This is a genomic window from uncultured Pseudacidovorax sp., from assembly GCF_913773995.1.
GTDB lineage: Bacteria > Pseudomonadota > Gammaproteobacteria > Burkholderiales > Burkholderiaceae_C > Xenophilus.
In genome coordinates this window covers 1-10,464 of the sequence record NZ_CAJYES010000211.1, presented here as the reverse complement: position 1 = coordinate 10,464, position 10,464 = coordinate 1, and the positions used below count along the sequence as shown (strand labels likewise).

Annotated in this window: 11 protein-coding genes and 1 pseudogene; 9 read left to right on the top strand and 3 right to left on the bottom strand. The window is 72.3% G+C overall.

What is annotated here, in order from left to right; all coding sequences use genetic code 11:
- A partial coding sequence (locus QZ772_RS19800) for an alpha/beta hydrolase (RefSeq protein WP_295529789.1) occupies positions 1–752 on the top strand: 752 nt, incomplete at its 5' end.
- Between the two features lie 83 nt (positions 753–835).
- On the opposite strand, the gene QZ772_RS19795 is transcribed toward QZ772_RS19800, so the two are convergent.
- Positions 836–1,741 (bottom strand): tetratricopeptide repeat protein, encoded by a 906-nt coding sequence (locus tag QZ772_RS19795; protein WP_295529786.1) that lies wholly within the window; start codon positions 1,739–1,741, stop codon positions 836–838.
- 87 nt (positions 1,742–1,828) lie between these two features.
- Here QZ772_RS19795 and purE point away from each other — a divergent pair, with 87 nt between their 5' ends.
- Genes purE through QZ772_RS19780 form a run of 3 tightly spaced genes read left to right on the top strand, consistent with a single transcriptional unit; the run spans position 1,829 to position 4,600 of the window.
- Entirely contained in the window at positions 1,829–2,383 is a 555-nt protein-coding gene (gene purE, locus QZ772_RS19790; RefSeq protein WP_295529783.1) for a 5-(carboxyamino)imidazole ribonucleotide mutase, read from the top strand.
- Entirely contained in the window at positions 2,380–3,594 is a 1,215-nt protein-coding gene (locus tag QZ772_RS19785; protein ID WP_295529780.1) for a 5-(carboxyamino)imidazole ribonucleotide synthase, read from the top strand. The genes purE and QZ772_RS19785 overlap by 4 nt, the downstream gene beginning before the upstream one ends.
- 7 nt (positions 3,595–3,601) lie before the next feature.
- Complete coding sequence (locus QZ772_RS19780) at positions 3,602–4,600, top strand: L-threonylcarbamoyladenylate synthase (RefSeq protein WP_295529777.1); 999 nt, start codon at positions 3,602–3,604, stop codon at positions 4,598–4,600.
- Between the two features lie 171 nt (positions 4,601–4,771).
- Here the strand turns inward: QZ772_RS19780 and dacB are convergent, their stop codons facing one another.
- A complete protein-coding gene (gene dacB, locus QZ772_RS19775; RefSeq protein WP_295529774.1) occupies positions 4,772–6,124 on the bottom strand; it encodes a D-alanyl-D-alanine carboxypeptidase/D-alanyl-D-alanine-endopeptidase in 1,353 nt (450 codons plus the stop codon).
- A 334-nt stretch (positions 6,125–6,458) separates the two neighbouring features.
- Positions 6,459–7,055 (bottom strand): GDP-mannose pyrophosphatase, encoded by a 597-nt coding sequence (locus QZ772_RS19770; protein ID WP_295529772.1) that lies wholly within the window; start codon positions 7,053–7,055, stop codon positions 6,459–6,461.
- A gap of 80 nt (positions 7,056–7,135) precedes the next feature.
- Here QZ772_RS19770 and QZ772_RS19765 point away from each other — a divergent pair, with 80 nt between their 5' ends.
- The 5 genes and pseudogenes from QZ772_RS19765 to QZ772_RS19745 form a co-directional block, all read left to right on the top strand.
- Positions 7,136–7,891 (top strand): DeoR/GlpR family DNA-binding transcription regulator, encoded by a 756-nt coding sequence (locus QZ772_RS19765; RefSeq protein WP_295529770.1) that lies wholly within the window; start codon positions 7,136–7,138, stop codon positions 7,889–7,891.
- Positions 7,892–7,947: 56 nt separating this feature from the next.
- On the top strand, positions 7,948–8,994 hold the full coding sequence (locus tag QZ772_RS19760) for a DMT family transporter (RefSeq protein ID WP_295529768.1): 1,047 nt from the start codon (positions 7,948–7,950) through the stop codon (positions 8,992–8,994).
- On the top strand, positions 8,987–9,676 hold the full coding sequence (tsaB, locus tag QZ772_RS19755) for a tRNA (adenosine(37)-N6)-threonylcarbamoyltransferase complex dimerization subunit type 1 TsaB (RefSeq protein WP_295529765.1): 690 nt from the start codon (positions 8,987–8,989) through the stop codon (positions 9,674–9,676). Before QZ772_RS19760 ends, tsaB begins: the two co-directional genes overlap by 8 nt.
- 61 nt (positions 9,677–9,737) lie before the next feature.
- Positions 9,738–10,277: a ribosomal protein S18-alanine N-acetyltransferase gene (gene rimI, locus QZ772_RS19750; RefSeq protein ID WP_295529762.1), complete on the top strand. Its 540-nt coding sequence runs from the start codon at positions 9,738–9,740 to the stop codon at positions 10,275–10,277.
- Positions 10,274–10,464: pseudogene (locus QZ772_RS19745) on the top strand (hypothetical protein); the annotation flags it as partial. The gene rimI and the pseudogene QZ772_RS19745, both read left to right, overlap by 4 nt.

Here is a 10,464-nt window from a genome sequence, read left to right as displayed (position 1 = left end):
CCGGTGCGTTGCCGGCCAATGTCTACACGCCGCAGGGCGTGGGACCTTTTCCGGTGATCCTGTACTTCCATGGTGGCGGCTGGGTGATCGCCGACAAGGACGTCTACGACGCGGGCGCCCGTGGCCTGGCCAAGGCGGCCAACGCCATCGTGGTGTCGGTGGACTACCGCCAGGCGCCCGAGCACCGCTTCCCCGCCGCCTGGGACGATGCCCTGGCGGCGTACCGCTGGCTGAGCCAGAACGCGGCATCGCTGGGCGGCGACCCGGTGCGCATGGCCCTGGCCGGCGAAAGTGCCGGCGGCAACCTGGCCGTGGCCACCGCCATCGCCGCGCGGGACGCCGGCCTACCTGCCCCGCGGCACGTACTGTCGGTCTACCCCGTCGCACAGACCAGCCTCAACACCGAGTCCTACATCGAGAACGCCATCGCCAAGCCGCTGAACCGCGCCATGGTGAAGTGGTTCGTCGACCACCTCGTCAATTCGGAAGAGGAGCTGAAGGACACGCGCCTGTCGCTGATCGACGCCGACTTGGCCGGCCTGCCGCCGGTGACGATCGTCAATGCGCGACTGGATCCGCTGCGCAGCGACGGTGCCAAGCTGGAATCCGCCCTGCGCGATGCCGGGGTGCCGGTCGAACGCCGCGACTACGAGGGCGTGGCCCACGAGTTCTTCGGCGCCGCGGCCGTGCTGCAGAAGGCCCGCGATGCGATGGCCTACGCGGGCGACCGACTGCGCACCGCACTGGGTTGAGCCGTGCCTGCCCGCCACGGTGCGGGCAAAGAAAAAGCGCCTCGTCGTCGAGGCGCTTTTTCATGGGCGGGCGAAACGCGCGCTCAACTCAGGATCACGCTCGACAGCCGGCGGCGGTACGTCGCCACCACCGGATCGTCCGGCGGAATCTGGCCCTCGGCCACCTTGGGCTTGGGCGGCTCGATCACGTCGAGGATGGCGATGTAGGTCTTGCGCGCCAGCTCTTCGTTCCAGCTGCGGTCGCGCATGAGGATCTCGAGCAGTTCGTCCATGGCCTCGGTCCACTGCTGCTGCGCGATCAGCGCCTGGGCGCGGGCAAAGCGGGCATCGAAGTCGCGGCGGTTGGCGGCGATGCGCGCGTCCAGCGCGGCGAAGTCCGCGCCCTCGGCCGCGTCCAGCGCGTCCATCCAGCGCTGCAGCGAGTCGAAGCGGCGCACCAGCGCGCGGCGGTCGATCACCGGCGCGAAGGCCACCTTGGCGTCGTCGGTGCGGCCCATCTGCAGCAGCAGCTTGACGTAGTCGAAGCGGGCGTCGTCATTGGACGGGTCGGTGGCCACGGCATGCTGCAGCTTCTCGAGCGCGCCGTCGGTGTCGCCTTCGGCCAGGGCCTCCTGCGCGGCCTCTTCCTCCTGCTGCGCGGCCAGCTCGTCGGCGCCGGGCACGTGCTTGTCCAGAAACTCGCGGATCTTGTCTGCCGGCAGGGCGCCGACGAAGCCGTCCACCGGCTGGCCGCCCGAGAACATCACGCAAAAGGGAATGCTGCGCACGCCGAACATCTGCGACAACTGGGTCGAGATCTGCGGCACCTTGTCGGCGTCGAGCTTGGCCAGGATGAAGCGGCCGCCGTATTCGACCTCCAGCTTCTCCAGCACCGGGCCCAGCTGCTTGCAGGGGCCGCACCATTCGGCCCAGATGTCCAGCAGCACCGGCGTGGCGAGCGAGGCTTCGACCAGTTCGGTCTGGAAGTTGTCGAGGGTGATGTCGATCATGGGTGAGGCTGCGTCGTTGGGGGATGGCCGGGCGCCCGGCCGATTCAGATTCCCGTTCCAGCTGGGGCCGAAACGTAAAATTGAAAGATGAGTGAAACCATCCAGGTCGGCGTGGTCATGGGCTCGAACTCCGACTGGGAGACGATGCGCCATGCGGCCGAGATTCTCCAGCAATTCGGCATCGCCCACGAAACACGCGTCGTCTCGGCGCACCGCATGCCGGACGCCCTGTTCGCCTATGCCGAAAGCGCCGCCTCCCGCGGCCTGACGGCCATCATCGCGGGCGCCGGCGGCGCCGCCCACCTGCCTGGCATGCTGGCCGCCAAGACCACGGTGCCCGTGCTGGGCGTGCCCGTCGCCAGCCGCCACCTGCAGGGCGTGGATTCGCTCTACAGCATCGTGCAGATGCCCAAGGGCATTCCGGTGGGCACCTTCGCCATCGGCACGGCGGGCGCGGCCAATGCCGCCCTGTTCGCGGTGGCCATGCTGGCGGTGAACGACCCGGCCCTGCGCAAGAAGCTGGACGACTTCCGCGCCGCCCAGACCCGCGCGGCCGAGGCCATGACTCTGCCGCCGCCCGCCGAGGGCGCACCGGCCGCCGCGGCACCCGTGTTCTCGCCCCAGGGCGGAGGCGCGCTGTGAGCCCCAAGGTTACGGCCCCGGGCCGCAAGAGCCTGCCCCTGCTGCCCGGCAGCACGCTGGGCGTGATGGGCGGCGGCCAGCTGGGCCGCATGTTCGTGCATGCGGCCCAGGCCACGGGCTACTTCACCGCGGTGCTCGACCCCGATCCGGACAGCCCCGCCGGCCGCATCAGCCACCACCACCTGCACGCGGACTACCTGGACAGCGACGCCCTGGGCCGCCTCTCGCGCCTGGCCGATGCCGTCACCACCGAATTCGAGAACGTGCCGGCCCAGGCCCTGGCCACGCTGGCGGGCGACGTGCCGGTGGCGCCCGCGGCCGATGCCGTCGCCATCGCGCAGGACCGCATCCGCGAGAAGGCGCATTTCGTGCGCTGCAGCGCCGCCAGCGGCATCGGCTGCGCGCCCTATGCGGTGATCGAGAACGCCGACCACCTGGCCGCCGTGTCGGCCGACCTGCTGCCCGGCATCCTGAAGACTGCGCGCATGGGCTACGACGGCAAGGGCCAGCAGGGCGTGCAGACCCTGGCCGAACTCGCCGCCGCGTGGGAGGCCACCGGCCGCGTGCCCTGCGTGCTCGAAAAGCGCCTGCCACTGGCGCTGGAATGCTCGGTGATCGTGGCCCGCGGCCACGACGGCCAGGCGGTGCACTTCCCGCCCCAGCGCAACCTGCACCGGGGCGGCATCCTGGCCGTGACCGAAGTGCATGAGCAGGCCCTGCCGCCGGCCGTCGCCGCGCGCGCCGTCGAGGCCGCACGCGCCATCGCCGACGGCATCGGCTATGTGGGCGTGCTGTGCGTGGAGTTCTTCATGCTGGAAGACGGCAGCCTGGTCGCCAACGAGATGGCGCCGCGCCCGCACAACAGCGGCCACTACACCATGGACGCCTGCGACGTCTCGCAGTTCGACCTGCAGGTGCGTACCCTGGCCGGCCTGCCGCTGGTGGCGCCTCGCCAGCACAGCCCGGCCATCATGCTCAACCTGCTGGGCGACCTGTGGTTCGCCGAAGGCAGCAGCCAGCAGCGCGATCCCGCCTGGGCCCAGGTGCTGGCCGTGCCGGGCACCCACCTGCATCTCTACGGCAAGACCGAGGCGCGGCGCGGGCGCAAGATGGGTCACCTGAACATCACCGGCGCCGACATCGCCGGCGTGCGCGCCGCCGCCGCCCAGGCCGCGGCGCTGCTCGGCCTGCCCGACAGCACCGCCTGCTGAGCCCGCCATGATCCTCGACGGCCACGACAGCGACGCCATCGAACGCGCCGCGCTCGCGCTGCGCGCGGGCGAGCTGGTGGCCTTTCCCACCGAGACGGTCTACGGCCTGGGGGCCGACGCCGCCAACGACGACGCCACGCGCGGCATCTTCCGCGCCAAGGGCCGGCCCTCGGATCATCCGCTGATCGTGCACCTGCCCGACAAGCTGCGGCAGGCGGAATCGCTGTCGCGCTTCGCGCAGCCGCTGCCGGCCTTCGGGCGCGCGCTGGCCGATGCCTTCTGGCCCGGCCCGCTGACGCTCATCGCCACCCGCCAGCCCGGCGTGGGCGCGGCCGCCGCGGGCGGGCCGGACACCATCGGCCTGCGCTGCCCCGACCACCCGGTAGCGCAGGCGCTGCTGCATGCCTGCGCGCGCCATGGTGTTCCGGGCCTGGCCGGCCCCAGTGCCAACCGCTTCGGCCGCGTGAGCCCGACCACCGCCGCCCACGTCGCCGGCGAATTCGGCGACGACCTGCTGATCGTGGATGGCGGCCCCTGCACCGTGGGCATCGAGTCCACCATCGTCGACTGCAGCCGCGGCGCGCCCGTGCTGCTGCGGCCCGGCGTCATCACCCGCGCGCAGATCGAGCGCGTGGCCGGCGAGCGCCTGCGCAGCCAGGCCGAGCTGGCCCAGCCCGACCCGCGCGCCTCGGGCACGCTGGAATCGCACTACGCCCCGACGGCCAAGGTGCGGCTGATGGACGGCCGCATGCTGCAGTCCGCGCTGGACGTACTGGGCGCGCAGGCCGCCCACATCGCCGTGTGGTCGCGCACGCCGCTCAAGAGCCGCTCGCAGCGCCTGATCCTGCGCCGAATGCCCGACGACGCCGCCGAGGCGGCGCGGCAGTTGTTCGCGCTGCTGCGGCAGTTCGACGACGAGGGCGCCAAGCTGATCTGGATCGAGACGCCGCCCGATGGCCCGGAATGGGAAGGTGTGCGGGATCGGTTGATGCGCGCCGCTGCGTAAACAGAAAGCACCCCCCATGCCGCTTCGCGGCTCCCCCCTCCCTCGCGCCTTCGGCTTGGAGGGGGGCGCACCCCGCGGCCTGGCGAAGCCAGTTCCGCGGGTGCACTGGCGTGGCCTGTTCCACGGCCATTCGAGTCTTGGAGCGCAACGCTTCCCGCGCTCGGCCAGGTATCACTGGGCGCCGCGTCCCACCCACTCCACCAACGCATCGAAGGCTGGGCGCGCCGCCCCAGCCGCCGGGTCGTTGGCAATCGCGACGACCACCCACCTGCGCCCCCCAGCGCCATCGACATAGCCGGCAATTGCGGCCACATCGCGCAGGCTGCCGGTCTTCAGGTGCGCCGACGTGGTCGCCGGCCGGTGGCGCAGGGTGCCGTCCACGCCCATCACGGGCAGTGAGGCGATCAGTTCCGGCATGACCGGCGAGCGCCAAGCCACCTGCAGCATGCGCGCCAGGCCGGCCGCGGTGAGCCGGTCCTCGCGCGACAGGCCGGCACCGTTGACCATCACCGGCGCCGGTTCGTTGCCGCCCACGCGCGACGTCCACCATTGCCGCACGGCGGCGCGTGCGGCGTCGAAGCTGCCGCGCTGCCGCTGCGTGAGGCCCAGCGTCAGGAACAGCTGCTGGGTCATCACGTTGTTGCTGTATTTGTTGATGTCGCGCACCACCTGACCCAGCGGCGGCGAGGCGGCCTCGAAGAGCAGGCGCGCGCCCGCAGGCACGGCGCCCAGGCGCAGCTGGCCGTCGATCTGGCCGCCCATCTGCTGCCAGAGGCCGCCGATGGCGCGCAGGCCGAAGCGCTGCGGATCGGGCCAGGCCACGGGCCAGCTGCGCGCGCCGCAGGCAGCCGGCAGGGCGCCGGCAAAGCGCGGTTGCGCCGGGTCCGCGAAGTCGGCCTGCAGCGCGGTGCGCCAGTCGCCGCATTCCCCGGTGCCCAGCGGCACGCGCGTCGGAAAGCTGACGCCCGCCAGCGGCGGCTCGGCGCTCACCAACGCGAAGCGGCCGCCGGCCTCGGGCGTGAAGTCCAGCGTGACCGAGCGGAAGTTGACGAGGAAGGCGTCGGGCGAGGCGTTGTAAGGCCGCAGCGGCTCGCCGTCGAAGGCGGCCGGGTCGCTCTCGACGCCCGCGTCGAAGGCGCTGCGGTCGACCACCACGTCTCCGGCGATGCGGCGGATGCCCAGGGCCTGCACGCGGCGCAGCAGCAGCCAGAGCCGCTCGACCACCATCGTGGGGTCGCCCTGGCCGCGCAGGTACAGGTTGCCCTGCAGCGTGCCGTCGACCACGGCGCCATCGGCGTACACCGGCGTGCTCCAGGTGTAGGCGGGGCCGAGCAGGTCGAGCCCGGCATAGGTGGTGACCAGCTTCATCACCGAGGCTGGGTTGACCAGTTCCTGCGCCCGCCAGGCCAGGCGCGGGGGCTGGCGGCCGTCGGCGTCGGCCACGAAGAAGGTGACGGCATCGCGCGGCACCTTGGCGCGGGCCAGGGCGGCTTCGACCGAGGGCGGCAGCGCCGTGGACGCCATGGCAGCGCCTGCAGGGACCGGGGACGCGGGTTGGGCCCGCACCGGCGAGCCACCGGCCGCGACGGTAGCGGCCAGCGCGGCGGCGCGCAGCAGAGGTAGGAGCGGGAGGCGGGGCAGTCGGGAAGAAAGGCAGCGCACAGGCATGCGCGGGGATTATCCGGAGCGATGGATGCGCCAACAGACAGCGGCACGCTTCTCGGCGGCCCGGCACTGCGACGGCAACGCCCTCGCCCTTGCGCGTGCCCCGGTTCGGGCGCTCCACGGGGAATGGCGGGATGCGACGCGGGTAATCGCCATGCGCGCACCCTGCCCCATTCGCCTGGAATGTGCCCGCTCAGCCACCGCGCGGGCCGAACAGGTGCAATTGCGCGTGGTACAGAAGGAGGATGGTCTTCGCATCGGCGATGCGACCATCCGCCGCCATGGCCAGCGCCTCGTCGAAGGGCAGCTCCAGCACCTCGATGTCTTCGCCTTCCTCGGCCAGACCGCCGCCGTCGCCGATGCGCATGCCGGCGTCGTAGGGTGCGACGAAGAAGTGCAGCTTCTCGGTGACCGAGCCGGGGCTCATGAAGGCCTCGAACACCTTGCGCACCTCGCCCAGGCGGTAGCCCAGTTCTTCCTCGGCCTCGGCGCGGATGCGGGCCTCGGGCTCGGCATCGTCCAGCAGGCCGGCCGCGGCCTCGATGAGCAGGCCGTCATGGCCGTTGACGAAGGCCGGATAGCGGAACTGCCGCACCAGCAGCACGGTGCGGCGCGCCAGGTCGTAGGCCAGGAGGACGGCGCCATTGCCACGGTCGTAGGTCTCGCGCTGCTGGGTCTGCCAGCGTCCGTCGCGGCGCTGCCAGTCGAAGCGCGTGGTCTTGAGCGTGTACCAGTTGTCGGAGAGCAGGGTGACGTCGCGCACCCGGACGCGTTCGCTGGTGGAAGTCATGGCGGCGGATGCTAGACGCGCATTCGTGCAACATCAAGAAATTTCGTGCATCTTCATGCAGTCGTGGCTACCATCGACCCATGCTCACCCGCCAGCGCCATCAGCTCATCCTCGACGCCCTCCGCCGCGATGGCCAGGTGGTGGCCAAGGCATTCGGCGAATCGCTGGGCCTGTCGGAAGACACGATCCGCCGCGACCTGCGGGAGCTGGCGGCGCAGGGCAGGCTGCAGCGGGTGCACGGCGGCGCGTTGCCGATGGCGGCGGCCGAGGCCGACTTCGCCGGCCGCGAGCGCCTGGCCCCGCAGGAGAAGGTGGCCATCGGCCGCGCCGCGGCCGCCATGGTGCGGCCCGGGCAGGTGGTGTTCGTCGACGGCGGCACCACCGCCGTGCAACTGGCGCGCCACCTGCCGGCCACGCTGCGGGCCACGGTGGTCACGCACAGCCCGTCGGTGGCGGTGGCGCTCGTGGAACACCCCGGCGTGGAGGTGGTGCTGATCGGCGGCCGGCTGTTCAAGCATTCGGTGGTGACGGTGGGCGCGGCGGCCACCGAGGCCATCGCCCGCATCCATGCCGACACCTGCTTCCTGGGCGTGACCGGGGTGCATGCGCAGGCGGGCCTGACCACCGCCGACATGGAGGAAGCCGCCATCAAGCGGGCGCTCATGGCCGCCTCGGCCGAGACGGTGGTCATGGCCTCTTCCGAAAAGCTCGGTGCCGCCTCGCCCTATGTGATCGCGCCGCTGGCCGAGGCCGGCACGGTGCTGGTGGCGCCCCAGGCCCCCGAGGCGGCGGTGGCCGCTCTGCGCGCGGCTGGCGCCACGGTCGCGGTCGCCTGACGGCCGGCCAAGCCCCGGCGACTGCGCCCACGGCGAGGCCCCTCGATAATCGCCCGATGCCTGCTGCCGACCGATCGCTCCTGCGCCTGTCTCCCCGGGCGGTGGGTGTCGGCTCGGCCGTCATCACCGTGCTGGTGTGGACGGGCTTCATCGTCATCTCCCGCGCCACCGCCGGCCGCTCGCTGGCGCCACTGGACATCGGTCTGGCCCGCATCCTGGGCGCCAGCGTGGTGCTCGCGCCGTGGGGCGCCTGGCTGGTGGCGCAGGCCCGGCGGGCGGGCGACACCCAGGCCGGCTCGCTGTTCGGCCTGTCGCCGCTCTCGCTGCGGCTGAGCGCACTGGCCGGCGTCTTCGGCGCGGTGCTCTATGCGGGCCTGGCGTATTCGGGTTTCTTCTTCGCGCCGGCCGGCCATGCTGCGGTGCTGATGCCCGGCAGCCTGCCGCTGTGGACGGCGCTGCTGGCGGCGGTGGTGCTGCGCGACCGCATCACGCCGCTGCGGGCCGCGGGGCTGGGCCTGATCGTCGCGGGCGACCTGATGGTGGGCGGGCGCAGCCTGCTGCAGGCCTTCGGCGGCGCGGACGCGGGCGGCGCGGCCGATGTGTGGAAGGGCGACCTGCTCTTCATGTCCGCCGCCTTCTGCTGGGCCTGCTACGGCGTCATCGTCCGCCGGCATGCGCTGGACGCGGTGCGCGCCACCATCGCCATCACCATGTTCGCGCTGCTGACCTATGTGCCGCTGTATGCCCTGCTGGTCTGGGCGGGCGTCGTGCACAGCAAGCTGCCCACCGCACCCTGGGGCGCCATCGCCTTCCAGATGGCCTTCCAGGGCATCGGCTCGGTGGTGATCTCGGGCATCACCTTCACGAAGATGATCGGCTACTTCGGCCCCGTGCGGACCACCATGATCACGGCGCTGGTGCCGGGCCTGTCGGCGCTGTCGGCGGTGTTCTTCCTCGACGAGCCGCTGCATCCGGGCCTGCTGGCCGGCCTGGCGCTGGTGACCACCGGCATCCTGCTGGGGGTGCAGCGCAAGGCGCCGGCAGCATCGGCCGCAGCGGCCGCGGTGCCGGCCTGTGCCACGACCAAGGGTTGCAATGCCTGAACTCCTCGCCTTCGATTGCAGCACCGACACGCTGTCGGTGGCCGTGCAGCACGGCGACCGCGTGATCGCCCGCACACAGGCTGGCGGCGCGCAGGCCTCGGCCGCGCTGATCCCGCTGATCCACGAACTGCTGGCCGAAGCCGGGCTGACGCTCGGCGCACTGCAGGCCATCGTCTTCGGCCGTGGCCCCGGCGCCTTCACCGGCCTGCGCACCGCTTGTGCGGTGGCACAGGGCCTGGGCTATGGGGCGGACATTCCCGTGCTGCCCATCGACACGCTGCAGGCCGTGGCCGAGGAGGCCCGCCATGCCACCGGCGCGGCGCAGGTGCTGGCGGTGCTCGATGCGCGCATGGACGAGGTCTATGCCGCCGCCTGCGACACCGCCGCCGCCCGCTGCGAGGCTCCGCGCCTGATGGCCCCCGAACAGGTGCAGGTGCCGCCCGGCTTCCTGCTGGCCGGCAATGCCGTCGCGGTCTATGGCGAGCGCCTGCCCGCCGATGCACCCCGCCATGCCTGCCTGCCCACCGCCACCGCGCTGCTGCGCCTGGCCCCGGCGCTGCTGGCGGCCGGCCGCGCCGTGCCGGCGGCCGAGGCCCAGCCGCTCTACGTGCGCGACAAGGTCGCCCAGACCACGGCCGAGCGCGAAGCCATCAAGAACGCGGCCCGCGCGACCCCGGCATGAGCAGCGCCCGTCGTTGCCTGGCCTGCGCCGCGCCAAAGCCTTTCACGCGGAGTCCTTGCCCGTGAGCGCCCTGCCCCAACTGCCCGAAGCGCGCCTGGAGCCCATGCGCGTCACCCACCTCGACGCCCTGCTGCCCATCGAGCAGCAGGCCTACACCCATCCGTGGACGCGCGGCAACTTCATCGACTCGATGCACGCCGGCTACCACTGCATGTGCCTGGTCGGGCCCACGACGCCCGAGGCGCCCGGCTTCGGCGCCGACGGCGCCGCGCCGCGCCCGCAGGCCGACACGCTGATCGGCTACTTCGTCGCCATGAAGGGCGTGGACGAGGTGCATCTGCTCAACATCACCGTGGCGCCCGCCTTCCAGCACCAGGGCTGGGCGGCGCTGATGCTGACGGCGCTGAGCGTGTGGTCGCGCGCGCAGGGCGCGGGCTGGCTGTGGCTGGAGGTGCGGGTGAGCAACACGCGCGCCCAGCAGGTCTACGAACGCCACGGCTTCCGCCGCGTGGGCCAGCGCAAGGGCTACTACCCCGCGGCCCCCGGCCGGCGCGAGGACGCGATCGTGATGAGCCTGCGGCTCGAAGGAGCGATCTCGTGAACGGCCTGATGCTCGATGCGCGCCAGCGCGCCATGCTGGAGGAGATGGGCGTCAAGGTCTGGTGGCCGGTGCATGCGCCGGAGACGGCGGTGATGGTGGAGGCGGCGCCCGAAGCCACCGAAGCCGCGCCGGAACCGGTCCCCGCCGTGGAAGACGGCCCGCCGGCCTGGGTCGACGACATGCCGCC

Bases quoted from the DNA above. Each gene is read 5' to 3' on its own strand.
- QZ772_RS19795 (WP_295529786.1), bottom strand. From the start codon at position 1,741: ATGATCGACATCACCCTCGACAACTTCCAGACCGAACTGGTCGAAGCC.
- purE (WP_295529783.1), top strand. From the start codon at position 1,829: ATGAGTGAAACCATCCAGGTCGGCGTGGTCATGGGCTCGAACTCCGAC.
- QZ772_RS19780 (WP_295529777.1), top strand. From the start codon at position 3,602: ATGATCCTCGACGGCCACGACAGCGACGCCATCGAACGCGCCGCGCTC.
- dacB (WP_295529774.1), bottom strand. From the start codon at position 6,124: ATGGCGTCCACGGCGCTGCCGCCCTCGGTCGAAGCCGCCCTGGCCCGC.
- QZ772_RS19770 (WP_295529772.1), bottom strand. From the start codon at position 7,055: ATGACTTCCACCAGCGAACGCGTCCGGGTGCGCGACGTCACCCTGCTC.
- QZ772_RS19765 (WP_295529770.1), top strand. From the start codon at position 7,136: ATGCTCACCCGCCAGCGCCATCAGCTCATCCTCGACGCCCTCCGCCGC.
- QZ772_RS19760 (WP_295529768.1), top strand. From the start codon at position 7,948: ATGCCTGCTGCCGACCGATCGCTCCTGCGCCTGTCTCCCCGGGCGGTG.
- tsaB (WP_295529765.1), top strand. From the start codon at position 8,987: ATGCCTGAACTCCTCGCCTTCGATTGCAGCACCGACACGCTGTCGGTG.